The organism is Dongia sp. P2_B8 (genome assembly GCF_056404715.1).
This window is the reverse complement of record NZ_JBFUDM010000007.1, coordinates 246,730-270,225: the sequence shown is the minus strand read 5'-3', so window position 1 is coordinate 270,225 and position 23,496 is coordinate 246,730. Positions and strand designations below refer to the sequence as shown.

Here is a 23,496-nt window from a genome sequence, read left to right as displayed (position 1 = left end):
GGAGAGGGTCGGGGTGAGGGGGTGGGACGACGAGACTGAACGCCAGCACCCCCTCACCCTAGCCCTCTCCCGCGAGGGGAGAGGGGACGAGATCGCCCGGCAGTACCAAACCCCACCTCCATTTGACCTCCGCCCGTTTCAGTTTTAAAGAAGCCTCATGACCAGATTCTCCGCCCAGCGCGACATGAACAACCGCCCCATCCCGCTCCACGATGCCGAGGGGTTCGAGGGCATGCGCCGTGCCGGCAAGCTTGCCGCCCAGACGCTCGACTTCATTGCCGATCATGTGCGGCCCGGCATCAGCACCGGAGCGCTCGACAAGCTCTGCGAAACCTTCATGCGCGACCATGGCAGCGTGCCGGCCACCATCGGCTATAAGGGCTACCAGCACGCCAGCTGCATCTCGGTCAATCACGTCGTGACCCACGGCATCCCCTCGGACAAGAAGATCCTCATGGATGGCGACATCCTCAACATCGACGTGACACCCCTGGTCGATGGCTGGCATGGCGATTCATCCCGCATGTTCATTGCAGGCCAAGCCAGCGTGAAGGCGCGGCGTCTCTGTGACATCACCTATCAATCGCTGATGGCAGGCATTGCCCAGGTGAAGCCCGGCCACACGCTGGGCGATGTCGGCAACGCCATCGAGACCCTGGCCCACAAGAACCGCCTCTCGGTGGTCGAGGATTTCTGCGGCCATGGCGTGGGGCGTATCTTCCACGACGCCCCGCAGGTCCTGCATTACGGCAAGCCCGGCACCGGCGTGGTGCTGGAACCCGGCATGATCTTCACCATCGAACCGATGCTCAACGCCGGCAAGGCCGACGTCAAAATCCTCGGCGATGGCTGGACCACCGTGACGCGAGATCAGTCCCTCTCCGCGCAGTTCGAACACTCCGTGGGCGTCACCGACACAGGCGTCGAAATCTTCACGCCCTCGCCGAAGGGTATTGAGTGGAAGGCCGCTGCGTAACGACCCCGTCTTCGCGTCTCGTCAGCACCTGCCGTACGGCTTCAAGAACGCGATGATCTTTGCAGCTTCCCTATCTGCAGGCCGCAATCGCCAAAAGCCCAGTTTCTTTTTTATGCGCGCCAAGTTGGCCTCGGCGCGCGGCATCTCATTTTCCGGAAGATGTTCCATCGCGACGCGCGTCCACACATGGGCGTCGTACTTGTTCTTCGGATCGCCATAGCCGAGGTCGGCAAGTTCGGCATAGCGCAGTTGGGCTTCGGCCACGCCCTTGTCAGCCGCCAAAAAGTAGAAGCCGGCAGCCTCGGCTAAATCCTGGCGCCCGTATTTCGGGTCGTCATGCAATCGGGCATAGCCAAAATAGCCCAGCGGATATTGCTGCTCACCGCCGGCATACATATAAAGCTCGCACGCCTCGTCGATATCCTGTGCGACGCCTTTGCCATCGGCGAGAAGGCCGGCCAGCCGATAGCGTGCCGTAGAATGTTTCTGCTCGACGGCCAGCCGGAACCATTTCACGGCCTCGGCGGAGTTTCCCTCCAACTCGTTCCATAGTCCGTAATTGAACAAGCCGGAATAGTTACCGGCCTCCGCTGCCTGACGAAAGTAATCGGCGCCCTTCGCCTTGTCGTAAGTCATCGGGCAGTTTTCCTCCAGATAGAACGAGCCGAGCATATTCAGCGCCTCCACGTTCCCGGCCTCCAGGGAGCGCCGGAGAAGCTCCAATCCACGCGGCGGATCGGCGGGGCAATGATGGCCGTAAAGATACAAGCTTCCTAAATGCGCGAGGGCTTTGGCATGGTTCTGTGCCGCGGCCTTCTCCAGCCAGTAGCATCCTCTGGCCACATCCGGCTCACCGACATAGCCGTAGAGCAGATTCCGCCCTAAATTGAATTGCTTATCGGCATCTGTCGGCCCGTCGCTTTCCATAGTGCATTGCTCGCTGCGTTCGGCCAATTAAACACGCAATGCCGGACGGATCGGCAAGACTCCGCTGAAGCGCATTTTAATCGCTTCTGCGTCGGCCAGTGCTCGAACTTCCGGTGTCATGGTGGACGCGATGCGCGCAAGGGTGGCCTCGGCACGGGCTTTGATCTCCACCGGCAGATGTTCGAGAGCGGCATGTGTCCAGACATAGGCATCGAACGGTGCATCTGGATCACCGCAACCAGCCTCTGCGCTTTCGCCATAGCGCATCTGCGCTAGAACGTGACCCAGCTCGGCGGCGATGAAGAATTCACCGCCGGCCCGCTCCCGGTCCTGTTCGACGAGCTTGCCTTCATCGTATAGGACGCCGAGCAAATAGCTTGCTTCGGCGCTATCGTATTCGCTGCTGGCGAGTTCGAGTATCTCAAGTGCCTGCGCGATATCCTGTGACACGCCATTTCCTTCGAGCATCAGTCTCGCCAGGCCGCAGGCGCCTTCATCATGTTTGCCGTCGAGCGCCATTTGATATTGCCGTGCAGCCTCGGCAAAATCGCCGTCTTCTTCGGCAAGCATGCCGAGTTCAAATTGGCCGTCGCCATCATCGGCCTCGGCCGCTCTTTGAAACCATGCTTTGGCCCGGCTGCGGCTTGGTGCACCGAGGGCATCCGACAGGTACCACTGGCCCAAATGCACCATGGCCTCGGTTGAACCGAGTTCTGCCGCGCGCTCCATCAATTCCACGGCCTTGCTGGGAGAATGCTCCCTGCTACGCCAGCCGTTGAAATGCGCGAGCCCCTCGCCGAAGGCCTCGCGTGCCTCTTCCTTTTTCGCTGCTTGCTCGCTTTCTCCCACTGGATGCTCCCGCATAGAGTATTACGCCTATGAAGAGCATGGTACAAAAAGAGAACAGCGACAAGTGCTTTTTTTTCGTGATGATTAAACCCGCTTGAACCTGAAGTAATGCGGCACGCGGCCTTGGCGGATGGCCTTTTGCTCATAGCGCGAGGGTGGCCAATCGTCGGGGCGCACCAGCCAGTCGCTGCTCTTGCTCGCCAGCCATTTGAACGCAGGGTGCCGCGTGGTGTGGGCCAAGGCCCAGCCGATATAGGTGGGATCGTCGCTGCCGATGCGGAATTCGCCGCCGGGTTTCAGCAAATTGGCGACGATGTCGAGATTGGCCTGGTTGACGAAACGCCGGTTCGCGTGGCGCACCTTGTGCCAGGGGTCCGGGAACAGCAGGAAGATCTTGTCAAACGTCCCACCCTTCAAGACCGGCAGCAGATCCCGCACATCTTCGGGATAGATGCGTACATTCTCCAGCGCCTCTGCTTCGATATGCGAGAGGGCTGAGGCAATGCCGTTGAGGAAAATCTCGCAGCCGATAAGCCCCACATCTCTATGCGCGGCAGCTTGTGCGGCAAGATGCTCGCCGCCACCGAATCCGATCTCCAGCCAATGCTGCTGCAGCGCCGGCACGAACAAAGAAGCGGGATCGATCTCCTGCCCGGGAATCCTCCCGGCGCCGGGGCGGGCTTTTCAGACATCAAGCTTCTCTGATCAGAAGGCGGCTTGCAGGCCGGCGACGAGATCCAGCTTCTCCCATGAGAAGCCACCATCGGCTTCCGGCTCGCGGCCGAAATGACCGTAGGAGGAGGTGCGCGCATAGATCGGCTTGTTGAGGCCAAGATGCTTGCGGATGCCGCGGGGGCTGAGGTCCATCAATTCGCCCAGCACCGTTACCAGCTTCTCTTCATTGACCGTGCCGGTGCCGTAGGTGTTGACATAGACCGAGAGCGGCTTCGAAACGCCGATCGCATAGGCGACCTGGATGGCGCATTTTTCGGCAAAGCCCGCGGCCACCACGTTCTTGGCGAGATAGCGCGCGGCGTAGGCTGCCGAACGGTCGACCTTGGTCGGGTCCTTGCCGCTGAAGGCGCCGCCGCCATGGGGGGCCGCACCGCCGTAGGTGTCGACGATGATCTTGCGGCCGGTGAGGCCGGCATCGCCATCGGGGCCGCCGATCACGAACTTGCCGGTCGGGTTGACGTAGAATTCATCTTCCTTCGGGAACCAGCCCTTGGGCAGGACCTGCTCGACATAGGGGCGCACCAGGTCACGGACCTGGGCCTGGTCGAGGTCGGCGCTGTGCTGGGTCGAGACGACGACAGAGGTCGCCTTGACCGGCTTGCCGTTTTCATAATGCAGGGTCACCTGGCTCTTGGCGTCCGGGCCAAAGCCCTTGACCTTGCCGCTGTGGCGGTCGTCCGCCATCAGCTTCAAAATCTGGTGGGCATATTGCAGCGGTGCCGGCATCAGGACCGGCGTCTCCTTGCAGGCATAACCGAACATGATGCCCTGGTCGCCCGCACCTTCATCCTTGTTGCCGGCGGAATCGACGCCCTGGGCAATGTCGGCCGACTGCGAATGCACATAGCAATCGATGCTGGCGGTCTTCCAATGGAAGCCTTCCTGCTCGTAGCCGATCTCCTTGATGGCGCGGCGGGCGGTTTCGATCAGCTTTTCATGGGTGATCGAAGCGGGGCCGCGGACTTCGCCGGCCAGGACCACTTTGTTGGTGGTGGCCAGCGTTTCGCAGGCGACGCGCGCCTCGGGCTCGGCGCCGAGGTAAAGATCGACGATGCTGTCGGAAATACGGTCGCAGACCTTGTCGGGATGGCCTTCGGACACGCTTTCGCTGGTGAACAGATAGTTGGATTTCGACACTGGCAGGATTCCCGCTCAAAAAAGGTTCGACAAGTTCACGGTGCTGAGGCGGGAGGGAGGTGTTCGAGGAGGGGCGTTTATCCCCTGGATTCGGACAGCAAAAATCCCGGCCGCGGCGCGGCCGGGATCATGGTTGACCGGGATTCCTGGGTCAAGCGGGTTTTAGTTGCGGCAAACCCCAGGCTGGCGGCTGGAAAGGGCCGGAAAATGGCCTATTCGGGCCCGTTCCTGGGGCTGGCCTCAGCCCTAGTCTTCGTCGACCAGGGAACTCTTGGCCAGGGACTTGGTCAGCTCGAAGATGCGCTTGCGGACCGAGGCATGGGGAATCTTGTAATAGGCGCGGACCAGTTCCAGGGTCTCGCGCTTGGCCATCGGGTCGGGTTCGTAATCGACCGGTGCCGGTGTTGCCACTCCCATCAGTTTTGACGGGCTCTTTTCCTGCACGGAATTGGGCATGTCCTCGAAGAAATATGAAATGGGCACATCGAGCACGCGGCCCAGGTCAAAGAGCCGGCTGGAACCGACGCGGTTGGCACCGCGCTCATATTTCTGAACCTGCTGGAACGTCAGGCCGATCGCTTCGCCGAGCTTTTCCTGGCTCATGCCGAGCAAGGTGCGGCGCAGGCGGATGCGCTGGCCGACATGCACGTCGATCGGATTCGGGAATCCTTTGCTGGCCATGCGGCCAGATGATTTACGTCCCTTAGGGGAACTTGCTTGTTTGGTAGCTTTTGCCATCTCTCTCTCACTCCTCGCGATCCAGCTTTCGGGCGATCAGCAATTGGCTATTTATCGCATGAATCTCATGGCGATTTTATCGCCGTTGCCAAGGTCGAACTCCGGTCGGCTTGTCCCATGATCCCGTGTATTCGCCCCTACATTCGAGGGTAGAAAACACCGGATCACCAGCAATTCGTCTTATTGGCCGTCATACTGACGAGATTGTCTTGTCATACGCCACAAGGTCGGTCAATCGCTTCGTCCAGCCTTATGGATAGGGATTAGAATCACTCTCAACTACTGGATGAATTTCTAACACATCTTACGCAGATCGTCGCCGCAAGGCCATAGGAATGAGTGTAACAAGCACGAGCATGCCGGGTACCCAGGGACCGAAACGCGCAAAGGCTGTAACAGGCAATGCAACCGGAAGTTCCGCGTCGATGACGGCAATTTCGCCGAGGGTCGATTGTGTCTCGATGCGTCCATAGGCGTCGATGACACCGGAAATGCCGGTGTTGGCCGCACGTATCAGAGGAATGCCTTCCTCGACGGCGCGGAACCTGGCGGACGTGAAGTGCTGATAAGGCCCCGGCGACTTGCCGAACCAACCATCGTTGGTGATGTTGACCAGCCACGCAGGACGATGATTTTCATCAACAACGGCGTGGGGAAAGATCACTTCGTAGCAGATCGACGGTCCGACATCCGGGGCGCCGGGGACGGAAATCGTTGCCGGACCAGGGGCTGCCGAGAAATCCATGGCACCCGGCGTCAGCTTGCTGATGAATGGGAATAGTTTACGCATCGGGACATATTCGCCGAGCGGCACCAGATGGGCCTTGTCGGCCTGGGCGCGGATCTCGCCGGTCGCATCCATGACCACCAGCGAATTCCAGATCTGCTCAAGATCGCCGGTCTGGGGCCAACCACGGATTGTACCGGTCAAAAGCGCGCCATTTTGCGGAATAATGCCTGCGATCTTCTGTCGCAGTGCGGGATCCCGGTCGAGCAGGAAGCTCACGGCCGATTCGGGCCAGATCACATGGGTGATCTGCTCGAGTCCCGGCGTGTCACGGGTGAGCGCCAGGTGCTTTTCGAAATGCTGGGCGGCGAACCCGCCCTTGAGCTTTTCAGCCTGGCTGACATTGGCCTGAACGATGCGCAGTTTGACACCGGGCACATGGCCGCCGGCGTCGCCGGACAGGCGCCAGATGCCGCCGGCCCAAAGAGCTGCCAGCAAGGCCACGGCCAACAAGGTTGCCGACCGCGCGTGGCGCATGAGACGGAGATCGGCACTGCCCAAACTGGCGGGCAGGGTGAAGATCACGACGGTAAAGACGCCCAAGCCCCAGCTGCCCCAGAGCGAGGCCGATTGCATCATCGCCGGGCTGACGTCCCAAACATAGGCGACAAGGTTCCAGGCATAGCCCGTGAACACATGGCCCCGCAGCCATTCGCCGATCACCCACAAGCCTGCAAAGGCGATGATGCGTGCCGGGCCAAGATCGCCCTTCCGCCAGATCACCATGCCGGCCAAGGCGGGATAGAGTGCCAGGAAGGCGGCGAGGCCGCCGATCACCGGCGGCACCATCCAGCCGAACCGCACCATGTCGAGGAAGAAGGAATTGGCGATCCAGAAATTGCCGGCGGCGAAATGGCCGAAGGCCCAGAACCAGGCGACATTGAACGCCCGGCGCCGCGTGGGTGCTGCCTGCACCAGCCAGTAAAGGCCGACGAGCGCGACCGCCATGGCCGGGACGAAATGCACCGGCGCAAAGGCCAGGGCCGAAATGGCGCCAAGCAGGATCGCAAAGCCGCGCCGGCGCCAGCCGGAAAGCGCGCCAACCCACGCGTTGAGCCGCACCATAAAGGGCATGATGGTCAGTCCTTCGTTGCCGGCTTTTCTTGGGTTTTGCTGGCGTCCGGAATGTTGCGCACGCGCAGGCGCTTGATGCGCCTGGGATCGGCATCCAGCACTTCAAAAGCGATGCCGGAGGCATGCGTCACCAATTCGCCGCGCAAGGGCACGCGGTCGGTCAGGGACATGACCAACCCGCCCAGCGTGTCGATATCGGCTTCGCGTTCTTCGTCGGTCAGCACCGGGCCGACCTTGTCTTCGAAGGTTTCGATGGTGGTCCTGGCATCGGCAAGCAGCGTGCCGTCCGGGCGCTGCACCAAATGCGGGCCCTTCACCACGTCATGCTCGTCCTCGATCTCGCCGATGATCTCTTCGACCAGATCCTCGATCGTGACCAGCCCGTCGATGCCGCCATACTCATCCACCACCAGCGCCATATGGGCGCGGCCATGGCGCATCTGCAGCAACAGGTCGAGCACCGGGATCGAGGGCGAAATGAACATCGGTTCGCGCAGGATCTTCTTCAGCTGGAATTTGTCGGGATCCGGGAAGAAGGTCAGCACGTCCTTTGCATGGACGATGCCGACGATATCGTCGAGATCTTCGCGGTAGATGGGCAGGCGCGAATGACCAAACTCGCGCACCATCTGGATGAGGCCCTTAAGGTCGATATTCTCCGACGCCGCCTTGATGTCGGCGCGCGGCACCATCACGTCATAGGCGGTGAGATCGCCCAGCTTCAGCACATTGAGCAGCAGCGAGGATTCGTTGGAATCGAGCGGCGTCTCGCCATCGTCGCCGGCTTCGGATTCCTCGATCAGCTCCTCGATCGCGTCGCGCAGCGCATTCTCGCTGCTGGCCTTCTTGCGAAACAGGCGCATCAGGCCCTTGAACCCCAGGCGCGGTTTTCCCGATTCCTCGGCCGCGCCGCGGGTAGAAGGTATGTCGCTCATAGCTCTTCCAAACTCACTTCATCTATAGGGACCAGTTATTTGTACGGATCCGGCCAGCCGAAACCGGCCAATATGTCCCGTTCCAAATTTTCCATGACCAGGGCATCGCCATCGTTTTCGTGGTCGAAGCCCAGCAAATGTAGCACACCATGTATCACGAGATGGCAATAGTGCTGTGACAGCGTCTTGCCCTGCGCTGCGGCTTCCTGGCGCACCACCCCCAGGGCCAGGACCACGTCGCCCAGCTCCCAGGGATAATTGAGCGGGACACCCTTGGGCGGCAAGCCGGCATCGAGGGCGGCGAAGGAGAGGACGTTGGTGGGCTTGTCCTTGCCGCGATAGCCCTGGTTCAGCTGGCGAAGCCCGGCATCGCTTTCAAGTGTGATCCCCAGCACCACATGTTTTGCCTCGCGCAGCCGCTTCCAGGGCAAGGCCTCGGCCTCGAGTGCCGCCTTGATCGTCCGCCGCGCCGCCAGGCGTGCAACCTTGGCCGCTTCCGGCAGCGCCTCGTCCCAGCCTTTGTCCGCGACGCTGAAACCGATCTTGATGGCGGCTGCGTCCGTCATCACCCTTTCAGTTTCTTGTCGCGGGCGTCATAGGCGCCGACGATCTTGGCCACCAGCGGATGCCGCACGACGTCGACCTCGGTGAAATGCGCGGCGCCGATGCCGGGAATCCCTTCGACGGCGTCGAGCGCATCGCGCAGCCCCGATTTCTGGCCGGATGGCAGATCGATCTGGGAAAGATCGCCGGTCACCGCCATGCGCGAGCCCTGGCCGAGGCGGGTCAGGAACATCTTCATCTGCATCGGGGTGGTGTTCTGCGCCTCGTCGAGAATGACGAAGGAATGTGCCAGCGTCCGGCCGCGCATGAACGCCAAGGGCGCCACTTCGATCTCGCCCGAAGTCATGCGCTTCACCACCTGGTCGCCCGGCAGCATGTCGTTCAATGCATCGTAGAGCGGCCGCAGATAGGGATCGACCTTCTCGCGCATGTCACCCGGCAGGAAGCCCAGCCGCTCGCCCGCTTCGACCGCAGGACGCGACAGGATGATCCGGTCGACGGCACCCTTGGTCAGCATGGCGACCGCCACGGCGACGGCAAGATAAGTCTTGCCGGTACCGGCTGGCCCCAGGCCGAACACCAATTCATGCTCATGCAGCATGCGCATGTACTTGGCCTGCATCGCGGTCCGGGGCGTGATGTGCCGCCGCGCGGTGCGGATGGCTGTCCCGTCCTTGCCGTTGCCGTCGAAGAGATTGGGCTCCAACCCTTCATCAAGGCGGTTGAGGCGCAGCGCTGCGTCAATCTCGCCGGCATCGACCTCGAGCCCGCGTTTCAGGCGCTGGTAGAGCGATGTCACGACTTGCTTTGCAATGGTGACGGCATCCGCCGGGCCGGAGATGGCCAGCTGGTTGCCACGCGGCACCATGGAAACACCGAGCTCCTGCTCGATGCGGGCCAGATGCTTGTCATGTTGGCCGAAGAGCTGCGGCAGCAGCCTGTTGTCTTCGAATTGCAGGTGAAGGGGTGCGGCGATCGGGGCGAGGGGGGTGGCACTCACGCGATAGCTCTCTCCGGTTCAAACATCGCGGCGGGGCTCGCCGCAAGCACGCCGCCCAGGGTGTAATGACCCAGGGCGGTGATCTCGACATCGGCGACCTGGCCGATCTCGTCCGTCGGTGCATCGACATGCACCGCCTGCAGATAGGGTGACTTGCCGACCAGCTGGCCGGCATCGCGGCCGATACGCTCGAACAGGACCGGCACGGTCTTGCCCAAGGTGGCGCGGTTGAAATCAATGAGCTGCTTCTCGAGCAGCGCCTGCAATTCCTGGAGCCGCGCATCCATCACGGGCAGCTCGACCTGGGTTTCGATATTGGCAGCCGGTGTCCCTGGCCGCGGGCTGTATTTGAACGAGAAGCTCTGTGCGAAGGTGACATCTTCGATCAGCTTCATCGTCGCGGCAAAATCGGCATCCGTCTCGCCCGGGAAACCGACGATGAAATCGGAGGAGAGCGCCAGATCCGGCCGCACGTCCCGCAACCGCGCGATGATGCGCCGGTAATGATCGGCCGTGTGCTGCCGGTTCATCTCGGAGAGAATCCGGTCCGACCCCGATTGCACGGGGAGATGCAAAAACGGCATCAGCTGCGGCACATCGCCATGGGCCTGGATCAGATCATCATCCATGTCGCGGGGATGCGAGGTGGTGTAGCGGATGCGCGCAACCTCCGGCACCTTGTCGGCGATCTCCCGCACCAGCCGCGCCAAACCCCAGCTCGACCCATCGGCTGCCTCGCCGTGATAGGCGTTGACGTTCTGGCCGAGGAGCGTGATCTCCCGCGCACCCTGGGCGGAGAGCTTCTTCGCCTCGGCAACGATCTTGGCGACGGGCCGCGAGAATTCGGCACCCCGCGTATAGGGCACCACGCAGAAGGTGCAGAACTTGTCGCAGCCTTCCTGGATGGCGAGGAACGCCGAGACGCCCTGGGGCGCCATCGCTTCCGGCAGATGGTCGAATTTCGATTCCGCCGGGAAATCCGTGTCCAGCACGCCGGCACCGATGCGCTTTTCATGAAACGCCCGCGGCTGTCCACGCCGCGCATCCCGCGCCCGCGTGGCGCGCGCCACCATTTCGGGGAGGCGGTGATAGGTCTGCGGCCCCAGCACGATGTCGATCTCCGGCACCCGGCGCATGATCTCAGGCCCCTCGGCCTGTGCCACACAGCCGGCGACCGCGATGATCATGTCCTGGCCTTCCGCCTGACGGCGCGCCTGGTCCTGCTTCAGCCGGCCCAATTCGCTGAAGGTCTTTTCCGAGGCCTTCTCGCGGATATGGCAGGTGTTGAGGATGACCATGTCGGCATCGGCCTGAGAATCCGTCATGCCATAGCCGAGCGGTGCCAGGACATCCGCCATGCGGGCGGAATCATAGACGTTCATCTGGCAGCCATAGGTCTTGATGAAGAGCTTCTTAGCCAAGGCGGATTCCGGTCCTCATATTCCTTGGGCTGCAGCTCGTGATCGTGAAAGATCGATTCATGCGGTCAGGATACCACGCCCCGAAGCCTCTGGTGTACCCAATTCAGGCCCGACTCGCAAATGTATCCATCTAATTGAAATAAAAGTGAAATATTGCAAGATTGCAGGCCTATCGCAGCATCGTTAATGTGCCGGCCATCATGACCGATCAAATCCCCTACCTCACCCCGGAAACCATTGCCCGCCACCTGGATTACAAGAGCCTGGTGGCGAGCCTCCGCGATGCCTTTGCAGGCAGCTGGACCGTGCCGGTCCGCCACCATCACGGCATCCCCGTGCCGGGCGAACAGGACCAGACGCTGCTCCTCATGCCCGCCTGGGATGCCGGCAAGTCGGTCGGCATCAAAATCGTCACCATCACGCCGGGCAACGGGGCTCGCAATCTCCCGGCCGTGCAGGGCATCTACCTGCTCCTCGACGGCCTCACCGGCGCCCCGCGCGCGCTGATGGACGGCAAGTCCTTGACCGTGCGCCGCACCGCCGCTGCCTCGGCGCTGGCTGCGTCTTACGCCGCACGGTCTGACGCCAGCACGCATCTGATGATCGGCGCCGGCGCCCTCTCGCAGCCGCTCATCGAAGCTCACCGCGCCACCCGCCCGATCACCAAGAACCTGCTCTGGGCCCGCGACTTCGCCAAGGCCGAGGTGCAGGTGAAAAAGCTCGCCACCGCCGGCATCGAGGTGGAAGCGGTGCGCGATCTCGAAGCCGCCGTGAAGCGCGCCGACATCATCAGCACCGGGACCCTCTCCTACGACCCGCTGGTCAAGGGTGCATGGCTGCGCCCCGGCCAGCATCTCGACCTCGTCGGCGCCTTCCTGCCTGAGATGCGCGAAAGTGACGACGAAGCCGTCCGCCGGTCGACCGTGTTCGTCGACACACGCGATGGCGCCTTGAAGGAAGCCGGCGATATCGTCCAGGCCATCAAAGCCGGCGCCCTGACGCCAGAGCGCATCAGCGCCGACCTCTTCGACCTCGCCCGCGGTGTCCATAAAGGCCGCAAATCGCCAGACGAGATCACGTTGTTCAAATCAGTCGGCACCGCGATCGAAGACCTCGCCGCAGCCAGGTTGCTGATGGAGCGGGTCTAAAGCCCCCTCACCCCAACCCCCTCCCGCCCCGCCGACGAATGTCGGCATTCGCCGACAAGGGGAGAGGGGCTTGGTGCCACGCTTCCTCAGTCGGACCTCATTGTCAGGTTGAAGTCTTGCCGACAGATCTCATTCCCTCTCCCCTCGCGGGAGAGGGTCAGGGTGAGGGGGTGCTGCAACCGACCCACTGACAGATATCAAAGCTCCAGCTTCATCCCCTCATGGCTCGCCTTGAAGCCGAGCGATTCATAGAAGCGCAGCGTATCCAAGCGCGTCTTGTCCATGGCGAGCTGCACCATCTCGCAGCCCTTGGCGCGGCATTCGGCGATCGCCCAATCGAACATCTTGTGGCCGAGCCCGCCACCGCGCCGTGTCGATTTGATCCGCACGCCTTCGATCTGCCCGCGCCACATGCCGCGCCGCGCGATGCCCGGAATGAAGCTGAGCTGCAGGCACCCCACGATCTCGCCGGCCTCCTCCACCACCGCTAAAAACTGATTGGCATCACGCTCAATCGCCTCGAACGCTGCGACATATTTGGCATGCAACGGCCGCGACCCATCCTCACGCCTGGCCCCGATCACATCGTCGACCAGCAGATCGACGATGGCCTCGAGATCGGCGCGCACAGCGCGGCGGAAGATGAGGTTGCTCATGGTCGGATAGCCCCCATTCTCTCAGATCGTCATCCCCGGGCTTGACCCGGGGATCAGCCTGCGACTGATGAACAGAGCCCAGCCGAAAGAGATGCCCGGGTCAAGCCCGGGCATGACGAAAGAAATGTGGACAGAGGGCTATGCCTTTTCAAATCGCCTTCGCCAGCAGCGAATTCAGCCGCTTCACGAAGAGGGCCGGATCCGCCGGCGGCTCGCCATCCTGGATCTTCGCCTGATCGAGGAGCAGCCAGGCCGCCTCGGCCAGCTCGGTCCAATTGCCGTCCTTGCTCGCTTGTTTGGTCATGGCGGTCACCAGAGGATGCCGGCCATTGATCTCCAGCACCCGCGGCAGGCTCGCTTCCAGCCGCTTATGCTGGCGCAGCAGGCGTTCGAGATGCATGTCCATGTCGCCGGAATCGGCCACCAGGCAGCAGGCGCTATCGGTCAAGCGTTCCGAGAGGCGCACATCCTTCACACTGTCCTTCAGCGTCACTTTGAGGAACGAGATCAAACTGTCGACGCCCTCGGCGACCGGTTCCTTTTTCTCGTCCTTTTTGTCTTCCGGGGTCGCCACCCCCTCGAGATCGGCGCCAGAGCGTGTCACCGAGCGGAATTCCGCCTCGCCGAATTTCGCCACCGCCGGAATCCAGAACTCGTCGATGGGATCGGTGAGCAACAGGACCTCGATGCCCTTGGCCTTGAAGCCTTCCAGCTGCGCCGAACGCGAGACGGTGTCCAGGCTCTCGCCGGCGATGTAATAGATCGCCTTCTGACCCTCTTTCATGCGGCTGACATAGTCGGTGAGACTCACCCAGCCATCGCTTCCCGTGCTGCGGAAGCGCACCAGCTTCAAGATCTCGTCGCGCGCGGTCACATCCTCATAGAGCCCTTCCTTGATCACCGGACCGAAATTGTCCCAGAAGGTTTCATAAGGCGCCTTGTCGTCGTCATTGGCGCGCTTGTTGAGGTCGGCGAGGATCCGCTTCACCAATGCCGCGCGGATCTTCGCCAGAAGCGGGCTCGCCTGCAGCATCTCGCGGCTGATGTTGAGCTGCAGATCCTCGGAATCCACGAGCCCCTTCACGAAACGCAGCCAGCCGGGCAGAATCTCATCCGACTGGTCGGTGATGAAGATGCGCTTGGCGTAGAGCTTGAGCGACTGCTTACGCTCCGGATTGAACAGATCGAACGGCCGTTGCCCCGGAATGAAGAGAAGGGCGGTGTAATCGATCTTACCCTCGGCCTTGAAATGAATGGTGGCCCAGGGCTCGTCGAAGGCATGGGCGATGTGGCGGTAGAAATCGCGATATTGCTCCGCGCTGATGTCCGACTTCGACTTGGTCCAGAGCGCTGCCTGCTGGTTGACATGTTTCTCCTGGCCACCATCCACCAGATGGATGGGCAGTGCCACATGCTCCGAATGCTGCGTAATCACATGCTCGATGCGTGCTGCCTCCAGCCACTCGGATTCTTCCTTTTTGAGGTGCAGCGTGATCTCGGTCCCACGGCCGGCCTTCTCGGCGCTCTCCACCGTAAACTCGCCGGTTCCATCCGACACCCAGCGCCAGCCCTGGGTCTCACCGGCCTTGCGCGAGACCACTTCGACCTTGTCCGCCACCATGAAGGCGGAATAGAAACCGACGCCGAACTGGCCGATGAGCGAAACCTTCTGCTCCTGGGTCTTGGCCGACGCCAGCTCTTCCGAAAACTTGGCCGATCCCGACCGGGCAATGGTGCCCAGATGGCTGATGAGGTCATCCTTGTTCATGCCGATGCCATTGTCGGCGATGGTCAGGATCTTCTTCTCCTTGTCGGTGGCAAGGGTGACGGCCAGATCCCCGCCGCCTTCCAGCAATTCCGGCTGTGTGAGGGCCAGATAGCGCAGCTTGTCGCAGGCATCGGACGCGTTCGAGATCAACTCGCGCAAAAAGACCGATTTATCGCTGTAGAGCGAATGGGCGACGATGTGCAGCAACCGCGACACCTCGGCCTGAAAACCATGGCGTTCCTGCGTCATGACCGGGGAATTCTCCTAACTTTGAACAGACGATTTAACCGCTCATATGCGGCCCTACGGCGGGAGAATCAAGGGGCGAAACTGGGTCCAATCCCCTCTCCCTTTAGGGGGAGGGTTAAGGTGGGGGCATGGGCGATGATTCTGGCAGAACGAAACTGAACGCCCACCCCCCTCTCTACCTCTCCCCCTCCCGTCGGCGTGGGGGAGAGGACTGCACCGAGCGCCTCATTGCGCCAAACTTAAATCCCCCTCCCCCCTTGAGGGGGAGGGTGGGGAGGGGGGTATGGGCGATGATTGTCGAAGAGTAGGTGACTGAACCTAACCCCAACACGCTTCCCTCCCCCCGCAGTCGGCGAAGGCCGACATTTGTCGGCGGTGGGGGAGGGTCAGGGAGAGAGGGATGGAACGACCGGACTCGTTGAGAGACCCCTCACCCGCTCGGCCTCGCCTCGCACCCTCTCCCACGTTGAGGAGAGGGTTTACAATGCGGCAGTTCGCTCAATGAGCAATGGCGCCCCAAAGATCGGGATGCAATGCCCAATAGGACCGCGCATCGCCAGTGCATGCATCGACGTCGACTCCAGCCGATTCGGCTCGCGCATAATTGTCATAGCAAGGTCTAGCAAGTTCGAAGCTTCCAAATGTCCACATCAAGCATAGCGCCCAGACGATCCAGATGTTGCTGCCGCCCAGCCAGATTAGTCCCTCCGTCACGCGCCGCAAACCTGTGCTCACGCGCATGGCTCGCCACGAAAGGTAGTCCGCAATCGTCATGACGACGAGCATCGTTAACCCGGCATAGATTTCACCGGCCAGCAACTGCCCTGCCAGGAAGGGCAAGAAGTTTCCGGTACTGGAAAAGGCGAAGTAAACCATAATTGCCAGCAGGCCTGATGCCAGCCCGGCCGTCAGAGAACGTCCAACAAGCGTCCGCCTTGATCGCGGTGCGGCCTGCATGATGAAAAGCGATGAGACGAGCTTCAGGATGACCGCGGGTAGGCCAACCAGGATCATTGCCATCAGGAAGAACAAGAAAACCGTGTCGAAGAACTGCGAAATGTTGTCGACTATTCCCATGGTCGGTCCTGCGGCCTGAAGATGAACTCGTTGGACCATATATTGGGCGCGCAATTTTGGCGAAAGAATGTCGAAGTTCGTGGCGGCTCGTGAATGCCCAGGAATGACGGGCCAACTCGTTCTGCCCAGCGGCACCACATCCCCTCTCTCCCTACCTGGGGGATCAGGGTGGGGGCATGGGCGATGATTCTGGCAGAACGAAACTGAACGCCCACCCCCCTCTCTAACTCTCCCCCTCAAGGGGGGAGAGGACTGCACCGAGCGCCTCATTGCGCCAAACTTAAATTTCCCTCCCCCCTTGAGGGGGAGGGTAGGGAGGGGGGTATGGGCGATGATTGCTAGAGTAGGTGACTGAACCTAACCCCAACACGCTTCCCTCCCCCCAACGTGGGGGAGGGTCAGGGTGAGGGGGCTTACTTCCTCAGTTCCCCACCCGTCGCCTTATTGACCGCGGCAACGATCTTCGCCGACACGGCTTCGATCTCGGCATCGGTCAGCGTCTTCTCGCGGGGCTGCAGCACGACGGACAAGGCTACTGACTTCTTGCCTTCGGGCAATGAACCCCCGGCGAAGATGTCGAACAGCTTCACCTCGGTCACCAGGATCTTGTCGGCACCCTTGGCGGCTTTCACCAGCTTCTCGGCAGCAACACCCGCATCGACGATGAAGGCGAAATCGCGCTCGAGGGGCTGGAAAGCGGACGCATTCAACAGCGGCCGCGCGGTGCCCTTTGAGCGTGGCATCGGCAGGCGTTCGAGGAACAGCTCGAACCCGACTGCCGGGCCCTTCACATCCAAAGTCTGCAGTACCTTGGGATGAATAGCACCGAATTGCGCCAAGATCGTCGGACCCAAACGCAACACAGCCGACTGGCCCGGGTGATAATGCGCGGGCGCCAATGCCTCGATCTGCAGATTCTCGACCGGCACACCGAACGCCGAGAGCAGTGCTACCGCATCGGCCTTGGCATCGAATGCATCCAAGGGCCGTGCCTTCACCTGCCAATGCCGGGGTGTGGTCCCGACACGGATACCGGTCGCGGCCAACACCTGGTCCTTCGCGGTCTCACCCAGATAAGTCGGCCCGATCTCGAAGAGGCCGAGATCACTGAACCCGCGCGCCGCATTCCTGGCCGCCGCCATCAGCAGATTGCCGAGAATGCTGGGACGCATGACATCAAGATCGGCGCTGATCGGGTTGGCGAGCGGCACCAGCGCATTGTTGCCGGCGAACATCGCCGCCACATTGCCCGGCATGAAGCTGAAGGTCACGGTCTCATTGAGGCCACGCACCGCCAACAGGCGCTTTGCCTGCTGCACGCGCTTCTGGCCCAAGGTGACGGCCACGACCGGCAGCGCTGTGGCACGCGGCAAAGACGTCGCCGGGATATGATCAAACCCATGCACGCGCATCACTTCCTCGACGATATCGGCCTCGCCCTCGACGTCGGCGCGGAAGGTCGGCGTGGTGACCGACCAATTGTCGGCGCTCTTCTCCGCGACCTTGAAGCCGAGGTCGATGAGGATCTGCTTCTGCTTTGCCACAGCAACCTCGACACCGCCCAGGGCCAGCACACGGGACGGGCGGAAAGCGATCTCGCGCGTGCCGGCGGGGATCGTGCCGGCTGAGGTCACTTCCGAAACCTCGCCGCCGCACAGCTCAAGGATGAGCTGTGTCGCCACATCGATGCCCCAGATTTCCGATTGCGGATCGAGTCCGCGCTCGTTGCGATAGCGCGCATCCGACTGAATGCCGAGCTTGCGGCCGGTCTTCGCCGTGGTGATGGTGTCGAAGAGTGCTGCTTCCAGGAAGACATTCACCGTCGCGTCGGTGCAGCCCGAGGCGAGCCCGCCCATGATGCCGCCGATGGCTTCCGGCCCCTGATCGTCACTGATCACGATCATGCCGGGTTCCAGCGCATAGGTCTTGCCGTCGAGCGCCTCAATGGTTTCGCCGGGTTTCGCCGAACGCATCGTGACATTGCCCTTCACCTTGTCGGCGTCGAACACATGAAGCGGCCGGCACAGATCGAACGTCACGAAATTGGTAATGTCGACCAGCTTTGAAATGGGGCGCAGGCCGATCGAGGTCAGCCGGTCCTGCAGCCATTGGGGCGAGGGACCGTTCTTCACACCCTTGAAATAGCGGCCGGCGGTATAGAAAACGCCGCTCTTGGCGCTCTCATCGATCTGCCACTGGATCGGGCTCTTGAAGGTGCCGGGCACATGCTTTGCCGCGAGCGGCTTCAACTTGCCCAGACCCGCGGACGCCAGATCGCGCGCGATACCAAATACGCCGAGGCAATCGGCGCGGTCCGGCGTGATCTTGATCTCGATGATCGGGTCACCCAGTCCGCGATATTCGACGAAGCTTTTCCCCACCGGCGCATCCTCGGGGAGTTCGATGATGCCGTCATGATCGGTGCCCAAGCCCAATTCACGCGCCGAGCACAGCATGCCGTTGGAATCCTGCCCGCGGATGTTGCCGGCCTTCAAATCGAGGCCGGTGCCTGGCACATGCGTGCCCACGGGGGCGAACACGCCCTTCATGCCGGTGCGCGCGTTGGGGGCACCGCACACCACCTGCACGATGCCATTGCCGGCATCGACCTTGCACACACGCAACCGGTCGGCATTGGGATGCTGCACAGCTTCGACCACGTACCCCACGACGAAGGGCTTCAGCGCCAGCGCCTTGTCCTCGACGCCTTCGACCTCGAGGCCGAGATCGGTGAGCTTCTTGGTAATGGTGGCAAGGTCCGCATCGGTCTCGAGATGCGTCTTCAGCCAGGAGAGTGTGAATTTCATCGCGTCAATCCTCCCACCATCGTGGGGATATCAAGGGGCACAAATCCGTAATGGCGCAGCCAGCGTAGGTCGGATTCGTAGAAGGTACGGAGATCCGGAATGCCGTATTTCAGCATGGCGATGCGCTCGATCCCCATGCCGAAGGCAAAGCCCTGGTACTTGGTGGAATCGATGCCGCAATTTTCCAGCACCTTGGGGTGCACCATGCCGGAGCCCAGAATTTCCAGCCAATCTTTCCCGGCACCGAGCTTCAACTCGCCGCCTGAGCGGTCGCAGCCGATATCGACTTCGGCCGAGGGTTCGGTGAAGGGGAAATAAGACGGGCGGAAACGGACCGGCAGATTGTCGATGCCGAAGAAGGCGCGCACGAAATCCTGCAGGCAGCCTTTGAGGTGCCCCATGTTGGTCGTAGTGTCGATGACCAGACCTTCGACCTGATGGAACATCGGCGAATGGGTCATGTCGGAATCGACGCGGTAGGTGCGGCCCGGGCAGATGATTCGGATCGGCAACTCGCCCTTCAGCATCGTGCGGATCTGCACCGGCGAGGTGTGTGTGCGCAAGACCATCTGGCTGCCATCGGGCTTCGCCGGCAGATAGAAGGTATCCTGCATCTGGCGCGCCGGATGATCGGCCGGGATGTTGAGCGCGGTGAAATTATGGAAATCGTCCTCGATATCCGGCCCTTCGGCCACAGAGAAGCCCATCTCGCCGAAAATGGCGACGATCTCATCGACCGTCTGCGTGATCGGGTGAATGCGGCCTTCCATCTCGGGACGCGCCGGCAAAGTGAGATCCAGGGTTTCGCGCGCAAGTTTGGCGTTGAGCGCTGAATCGGCAAGGCCGGTCTTCTTCGTGTCGATGGCGCTGGCCACCTCGTCGCGCAGCACATTGAGCCTGGCGCCGAAGGCCTTGCGCTCATCCGGGCCCATCGTGCCCAGCACTTTCATCAGGCCGGAAATCTCGCCCTTCTTGCCCAGCGCATCGACGCGCACCTGTTCCAGCGCGTCGACGCTGCCGGTGGCAGCCACGGCGTCCAGCCACTTCTTCTGCAGACCGTTTAGGTCCTGCCCCGCTTCAGTCGACATGTTTGACAAGTCCCTGTTGATCGTAGCTCACAAACAAAAAAGGAGGCTCGGATGATCCGGCCTCCATGCTCTCGTTCCATATCTGGCGCGATCGCGGCCGGTCAGTCCAATTGCAGCAGAAACAACGTCAAAGCACCACCCAGCAGGCTCTGCGGCTTGCCGTCGATATAGGCCTGCTCGAAAGCGACTTTGCGGGTCTCGCGATTGTTGATGAATTCGAGGGCGATCTTATGGTCAGCCCCGGACTGGCCGACGCGGTCGATATTGGCGGTCACCAGGACGATCGCATCGTTGTTATAGCGTTCGGCCTTGGCGCCGTTCCACTTGATCGACCCGCGCGCACCGGCGATTTCACGCGCCAGCGCATCGTTGCTCTTGCCGGGAACGATGCTCTCAGCCTGCTGCACCGTCGCCACATCCTCCTTATAGGAATCGCAAGCCGTCACCGCTGGCAAAGCCAGGGCGACGGTTGCAATCACATAAAGATGCTTCAGGCGTATTGTCGGCATGGCCGAAATTTACTTCGCCAACGCCTCTTGCGCCTGCTTCACCAGCGCCGCAAAAGCGGCCGGCTCGTGGATCGCGAGATCGGAGAGGACCTTGCGGTCGACTTCGATGCCAGCGCGCTTCACGCCGTTGATGAACTGCGAATAGGTGAGGCCATGCTCGCGGACACCGGCGTTGATGCGCTGGATCCACAGGCCGCGGAAGTCGCGCTTCTTGGCGCGGCGGTCGCGGTAGGCGTATTGCAGGCCCTTTTCGACCTTCTCGATCGCAATACGGAAATTCGTCGATGAGCGCCCGACATAGCCCTTGGCCATCTCGAGAACTTTTTTGTGCCTGGCGTGCGAGGTGACGCCGCGTTTGGTACGAGCCATTTTTCAGTTCTCCGTCAGCGACTTACGTCAGAGCCCATTGGGCAGGAAGAATTTAATGACCTTCTTGGCATCAGCCTCGAACATCACTTCATTGCGGCGGGTCTGCCGCTTCATCTTCGTCGGCCGGTTGGAGAGGCCGTGACGTTTGTTGGCCGGCTTGAATTTCACCTGGCCGCTGGCGGTGAGCTTGAAGCGCTTTTTGGCGCCGCTCTTCGTCTTCATCTTGGGCATTTCATATCCTATTGATTAGATTGCTGCATTCGGCTGCGGTTGGGCATGCCCTCTGGTTCGCCCTGGACGCATTAATGCCGTGCGGGGCGGGTTATAACCGCCAAAGCCCGCCAAAACAAGCCGATTCAGCCCCCTTGAAAAACAACGATTTTTTCTGACCCATCGGGCCGAAATTAACCACTTGTCTATACAAGCCCCCTCAGCGGGCCCAGTGGTCGGCCAGCACCCTTGCCACCGTCCGAGTGACGCGCTGGCCGGTCGGCACATGGAGAAACTCGTTCGGCCCATGGGCATTGGAATGGGGGCCGAGCACCCCGGTCACGACGAACTGCGCCTTGGGGAACTGTTCGCCCAGCATGGCCATGAAGGGGATGCTGCCGCCCTCTCCCATATAAGCGGGCTCCCGGCCGAAGGCTGATCTCGAGGCCGTGTCGAGGGAGGCTTCGAGCCAGGGGGCGAGCTTGGGGGCGTTCCAGCCCTTGCTGGCCTCGAGATGCTCCAAAACGATCTCGGCACCGTAGGGTGGGTTCTCGGTGAGGAGCTTCTCGACGGTGGCAAGCGCTGCGTCAGCATCGAGGGTGGGCGGCAGGCGCAAAGAGAGGCGGACACCGGTATAGGGCCGCAGCACGTTGCCCGCGTTGGCAAAGGCCGGCATGCCCTCCGCCCCAGTGACGGCCAGCTGCGGCCGCCAGGTGCGGTTCAAGACAAGTTCGGTGAGATCGTCGCTGACCGGCTTCATGCCTTGTGTGAAGGGGAACTTGCCATGGATGCTTTCGCCCAAGGCGCTAGCTGCAATGCGCGCCTGGGCGATGCGCTCGGCCGGAACCTGCACATGCAGGCTCTCCGGCTTGATGGCACCGGTCACCTCATCCTCGAGGCGCGAGATGATCTGGCGCGCAAGACGGAAGCTCGACGGCACGACCCCCGAGGCGTCGCCGGAATGCACACCCTCGGTCAGCACGCGCACGACCATGTTGGTGCCGAGCATGCCGCGAAGCGAGGTGGTGAGCCAGAGCTGGTCGTAATTGCCGCAGCCGGAATCGAGGCAGACCACCAGTGACGGATCGCCGATGCGGGCAGAGAGATGTTCGACATAGTAGGGCAGGTCATAACTGCCGGATTCCTCGCAGGCCTCGATGAGGATGAGGCAGCGCGCATGTGGTTTGCCCGCGCGCGCCAAAGCCAGTATCGCGGTCAAGGCGCCGAACATCGCATAGCCGTCATCGGCACCACCCCGGCCATAAAGCCTGTCGCCCTCAAGGCGCGGAATCCAGGGGCCGTAGCCGTCGAGCCAGCCAACCATTTCCGGCTGCTTGTCGAGATGGCCATAAAGCAACACGCGATCCTGCGACGATGAATCGCTGCCCGGAATCTCGATGAAGATGACCGGTGTGCGTTCGGCCAACCGCACCACCTCCAGTGTCGCACCCGGCAATGCGCCGAGCTTGCCGCGCGCCCAGCCGGCAAAGAGGTCGACGGCGCGGTCCATATGACCATGCGCCACCCAATCAGGATCGAAGGCCGGCGATTTGTTGGGAATGCGGATGTAATCGATGAGGGTCGGGACGATTTCGTCCCGCCACATGCCATCGATGAAGGCTGCTTGATCCTGTTGGTTCATGATGCGGCTGGCTTTTCCGGTGATGGGTCAATCTTGCGCGCAGGCTAGCGCGTGCGCCCAAAAATGGGAAGCTGATGGGAAGCTGGCTTCAGCCCGAATAGCCGCAGGCCTTCAAGGCGGTGAGCATGTGGGCGGGCGGTGGGGCCTCGGCCTTCACGGGATCCTTCTTCGGATAAAGCGGCAGGATCAGCGACCGGGAATGAAGATGAAGCGGCTGATTGGGCTTCGGGGAGTTCGGCGGCAGATATTGCGGCTCCCCCAGGATCGGGCAGCCGAGATGGGCCAGATGCACGCGGATCTGGTGGGTGCGGCCGGTGCGCGGGTGGAGCTCCAGCCAATGCACATTCGGGCCGGAGCCCAGCAGCTTGTAATCGGTCACCGATTTCTGCCCGTCCTTGTCGTCATCATCCACCACGATCATGCGCCAGCCGCCGGCGCGTGTGGTGAGCTTCTTCAAACTGGCATTGATGGTGCCGGACTTTTCCGGCGGCGCCTGGGTGGTGATCGCCCAATAGGTCTTCTCGACCTTGCCTTCCTGGAACAGCTTGCCCAGACGCGAGAGGCCCTTGTGCTGGCGGCCTAATGCCAGGCACCCCGACGTGTCGCGGTCGAGGCGATGCGCCAAGGCGGGCGCCTTCGGCAGGCCGAAGCGGAGATGATCGAAATAGCGTTCCAGATTGTCGCCGCCGCCGGGGCCGGTATGGACGGGGAGGCCCGCCGGCTTGTCGATGATCAGCATCAGCCCGTCACGATAGAGCAGGCGGGATTGGATTTCCTGGGGAGTCATTGAGGCGTAGGCCCCTCACCCCAACCCCTCTCCCCGCAAGCGG

Annotated in this window: 22 protein-coding genes; 2 read left to right on the top strand and 20 right to left on the bottom strand. The window is 61.7% G+C overall.

Features of this window, described 5'->3' with window-relative positions:
• Window positions 1-157: 157 nt before the first annotated feature.
• The gene (gene map / locus AC1DWZ_RS19890; RefSeq protein WP_477170687.1) at window positions 158-976 is read left to right on the top strand and encodes a type I methionyl aminopeptidase; all 819 of its coding nucleotides are present in this window, start codon (window positions 158-160) and stop codon (window positions 974-976) included.
• Window positions 977-997: 21 nt separating this feature from the next.
• On the opposite strand, the gene AC1DWZ_RS19885 is transcribed toward map, so the two are convergent.
• From AC1DWZ_RS19885 to miaB, 10 genes are all read right to left on the bottom strand, one after another.
• Window positions 998-1,903 carry a tetratricopeptide repeat protein gene (locus AC1DWZ_RS19885; protein WP_477170686.1) on the bottom strand — a complete coding sequence of 302 codons (906 nt, stop codon included), beginning with the start codon at window positions 1,901-1,903 and terminating at the stop codon, window positions 998-1,000.
• A 27-nt stretch (window positions 1,904-1,930) separates the two neighbouring features.
• Entirely contained in the window at window positions 1,931-2,752 is an 822-nt protein-coding gene (locus tag AC1DWZ_RS19880; RefSeq protein WP_477170685.1) for a tetratricopeptide repeat protein, read from the bottom strand.
• An 84-nt stretch (window positions 2,753-2,836) separates the two neighbouring features.
• Window positions 2,837-3,376: a tRNA (guanine(46)-N(7))-methyltransferase TrmB gene (gene trmB / locus AC1DWZ_RS19875; protein ID WP_477170689.1), complete on the bottom strand. Its 540-nt coding sequence runs from the start codon at window positions 3,374-3,376 to the stop codon at window positions 2,837-2,839.
• A gap of 81 nt (window positions 3,377-3,457) precedes the next feature.
• Window positions 3,458-4,624, bottom strand: coding sequence for a methionine adenosyltransferase (gene metK, locus AC1DWZ_RS19870; RefSeq protein WP_477170684.1), 1,167 nt, complete (start codon window positions 4,622-4,624; stop codon window positions 3,458-3,460).
• Between the two features lie 246 nt (window positions 4,625-4,870).
• On the bottom strand, window positions 4,871-5,305 hold the full coding sequence (locus AC1DWZ_RS19865; protein WP_477170683.1) for a helix-turn-helix domain-containing protein: 435 nt from the start codon (window positions 5,303-5,305) through the stop codon (window positions 4,871-4,873).
• A 361-nt stretch (window positions 5,306-5,666) separates the two neighbouring features.
• Window positions 5,667-7,223: an apolipoprotein N-acyltransferase gene (gene lnt / locus AC1DWZ_RS19860; protein WP_477170682.1), complete on the bottom strand. Its 1,557-nt coding sequence runs from the start codon at window positions 7,221-7,223 to the stop codon at window positions 5,667-5,669.
• Window positions 7,224-7,228: 5 nt separating this feature from the next.
• Window positions 7,229-8,158, bottom strand: a complete 930-nt coding sequence (locus AC1DWZ_RS19855) for a hemolysin family protein (protein ID WP_477170681.1) — start codon at window positions 8,156-8,158, stop codon at window positions 7,229-7,231.
• Between the two features lie 35 nt (window positions 8,159-8,193).
• Window positions 8,194-8,724 (bottom strand): rRNA maturation RNase YbeY, encoded by a 531-nt coding sequence (gene ybeY / locus AC1DWZ_RS19850; RefSeq protein WP_477170680.1) that lies wholly within the window; start codon window positions 8,722-8,724, stop codon window positions 8,194-8,196.
• The gene (locus AC1DWZ_RS19845) at window positions 8,724-9,722 is read right to left on the bottom strand and encodes a PhoH family protein (RefSeq protein WP_477170679.1); all 999 of its coding nucleotides are present in this window, start codon (window positions 9,720-9,722) and stop codon (window positions 8,724-8,726) included. Before AC1DWZ_RS19845 ends, ybeY begins: the two co-directional genes overlap by 1 nt.
• Window positions 9,719-11,143, bottom strand: coding sequence for a tRNA (N6-isopentenyl adenosine(37)-C2)-methylthiotransferase MiaB (miaB, locus tag AC1DWZ_RS19840; RefSeq protein ID WP_477170678.1), 1,425 nt, complete (start codon window positions 11,141-11,143; stop codon window positions 9,719-9,721). The genes AC1DWZ_RS19845 and miaB overlap by 4 nt, the downstream gene beginning before the upstream one ends.
• Before the next feature lie 200 nt (window positions 11,144-11,343).
• Here miaB and lhpI point away from each other — a divergent pair, with 200 nt between their 5' ends.
• Window positions 11,344-12,291, top strand: a complete 948-nt coding sequence (gene lhpI, locus AC1DWZ_RS19835; RefSeq protein ID WP_477170677.1) for a bifunctional Delta(1)-pyrroline-2-carboxylate/Delta(1)-piperideine-2-carboxylate reductase — start codon at window positions 11,344-11,346, stop codon at window positions 12,289-12,291.
• A 197-nt stretch (window positions 12,292-12,488) separates the two neighbouring features.
• Here the strand turns inward: lhpI and AC1DWZ_RS19830 are convergent, their stop codons facing one another.
• From AC1DWZ_RS19830 to AC1DWZ_RS19785, 10 genes are all read right to left on the bottom strand, one after another.
• The gene (locus tag AC1DWZ_RS19830; protein WP_477170676.1) at window positions 12,489-12,947 is read right to left on the bottom strand and encodes an N-acetyltransferase family protein; all 459 of its coding nucleotides are present in this window, start codon (window positions 12,945-12,947) and stop codon (window positions 12,489-12,491) included.
• A gap of 148 nt (window positions 12,948-13,095) precedes the next feature.
• Window positions 13,096-14,964 carry a molecular chaperone HtpG gene (gene htpG / locus AC1DWZ_RS19825; RefSeq protein ID WP_477170675.1) on the bottom strand — a complete coding sequence of 623 codons (1,869 nt, stop codon included), beginning with the start codon at window positions 14,962-14,964 and terminating at the stop codon, window positions 13,096-13,098.
• Window positions 14,965-15,462: 498 nt separating this feature from the next.
• Complete coding sequence (locus AC1DWZ_RS19820) at window positions 15,463-16,179, bottom strand: hypothetical protein (RefSeq protein ID WP_477170674.1); 717 nt, start codon at window positions 16,177-16,179, stop codon at window positions 15,463-15,465.
• Window positions 16,180-16,454: 275 nt separating this feature from the next.
• Entirely contained in the window at window positions 16,455-18,848 is a 2,394-nt protein-coding gene (gene pheT, locus AC1DWZ_RS19815; protein WP_477170673.1) for a phenylalanine--tRNA ligase subunit beta, read from the bottom strand.
• Entirely contained in the window at window positions 18,845-19,936 is a 1,092-nt protein-coding gene (gene pheS, locus AC1DWZ_RS19810) for a phenylalanine--tRNA ligase subunit alpha (protein WP_477170672.1), read from the bottom strand. The genes pheT and pheS overlap by 4 nt, the downstream gene beginning before the upstream one ends.
• Before the next feature lie 101 nt (window positions 19,937-20,037).
• Window positions 20,038-20,445, bottom strand: coding sequence for a hypothetical protein (locus tag AC1DWZ_RS19805; RefSeq protein ID WP_477170671.1), 408 nt, complete (start codon window positions 20,443-20,445; stop codon window positions 20,038-20,040).
• Window positions 20,446-20,454: 9 nt separating this feature from the next.
• Window positions 20,455-20,814, bottom strand: a complete 360-nt coding sequence (rplT, locus tag AC1DWZ_RS19800; protein WP_477170670.1) for a 50S ribosomal protein L20 — start codon at window positions 20,812-20,814, stop codon at window positions 20,455-20,457.
• Between the two features lie 27 nt (window positions 20,815-20,841).
• Complete coding sequence (rpmI, locus tag AC1DWZ_RS19795; RefSeq protein ID WP_298688312.1) at window positions 20,842-21,045, bottom strand: 50S ribosomal protein L35; 204 nt, start codon at window positions 21,043-21,045, stop codon at window positions 20,842-20,844.
• A 199-nt stretch (window positions 21,046-21,244) separates the two neighbouring features.
• Window positions 21,245-22,666: a M20 family metallopeptidase gene (locus tag AC1DWZ_RS19790; RefSeq protein WP_477170669.1), complete on the bottom strand. Its 1,422-nt coding sequence runs from the start codon at window positions 22,664-22,666 to the stop codon at window positions 21,245-21,247.
• A gap of 88 nt (window positions 22,667-22,754) precedes the next feature.
• A complete protein-coding gene (locus AC1DWZ_RS19785; RefSeq protein ID WP_477170668.1) occupies window positions 22,755-23,453 on the bottom strand; it encodes an RluA family pseudouridine synthase in 699 nt (232 codons plus the stop codon).
• Window positions 23,454-23,496 lie beyond the last annotated feature (43 nt).

Excerpts from the sequence above, each read along its gene's own strand:
- map (WP_477170687.1), top strand. The coding sequence starts at position 158 with ATGACCAGATTCTCCGCCCAGCGCGACATGAACAACCGCCCCATCCCG.
- AC1DWZ_RS19885 (WP_477170686.1), bottom strand. The coding sequence starts at position 1,903 with ATGGAAAGCGACGGGCCGACAGATGCCGATAAGCAATTCAATTTAGGG.
- AC1DWZ_RS19865 (WP_477170683.1), bottom strand. The coding sequence starts at position 5,305 with ATGGCCAGCAAAGGATTCCCGAATCCGATCGACGTGCATGTCGGCCAG.
- lnt (WP_477170682.1), bottom strand. The coding sequence starts at position 7,223 with ATGCCCTTTATGGTGCGGCTCAACGCGTGGGTTGGCGCGCTTTCCGGC.
- AC1DWZ_RS19855 (WP_477170681.1), bottom strand. The coding sequence starts at position 8,158 with ATGAGCGACATACCTTCTACCCGCGGCGCGGCCGAGGAATCGGGAAAA.
- ybeY (WP_477170680.1), bottom strand. The coding sequence starts at position 8,724 with ATGACGGACGCAGCCGCCATCAAGATCGGTTTCAGCGTCGCGGACAAA.
- lhpI (WP_477170677.1), top strand. The coding sequence starts at position 11,344 with ATGACCGATCAAATCCCCTACCTCACCCCGGAAACCATTGCCCGCCAC.
- AC1DWZ_RS19830 (WP_477170676.1), bottom strand. The coding sequence starts at position 12,947 with ATGAGCAACCTCATCTTCCGCCGCGCTGTGCGCGCCGATCTCGAGGCC.
- htpG (WP_477170675.1), bottom strand. The coding sequence starts at position 14,964 with ATGACGCAGGAACGCCATGGTTTTCAGGCCGAGGTGTCGCGGTTGCTG.
- pheT (WP_477170673.1), bottom strand. The coding sequence starts at position 18,848 with ATGAAATTCACACTCTCCTGGCTGAAGACGCATCTCGAGACCGATGCG.
- pheS (WP_477170672.1), bottom strand. The coding sequence starts at position 19,936 with ATGTCGACTGAAGCGGGGCAGGACCTAAACGGTCTGCAGAAGAAGTGG.
- AC1DWZ_RS19805 (WP_477170671.1), bottom strand. The coding sequence starts at position 20,445 with ATGCCGACAATACGCCTGAAGCATCTTTATGTGATTGCAACCGTCGCC.
- rplT (WP_477170670.1), bottom strand. The coding sequence starts at position 20,814 with ATGGCTCGTACCAAACGCGGCGTCACCTCGCACGCCAGGCACAAAAAA.
- rpmI (WP_298688312.1), bottom strand. The coding sequence starts at position 21,045 with ATGCCCAAGATGAAGACGAAGAGCGGCGCCAAAAAGCGCTTCAAGCTC.
- AC1DWZ_RS19790 (WP_477170669.1), bottom strand. The coding sequence starts at position 22,666 with ATGAACCAACAGGATCAAGCAGCCTTCATCGATGGCATGTGGCGGGAC.
- AC1DWZ_RS19785 (WP_477170668.1), bottom strand. The coding sequence starts at position 23,453 with ATGACTCCCCAGGAAATCCAATCCCGCCTGCTCTATCGTGACGGGCTG.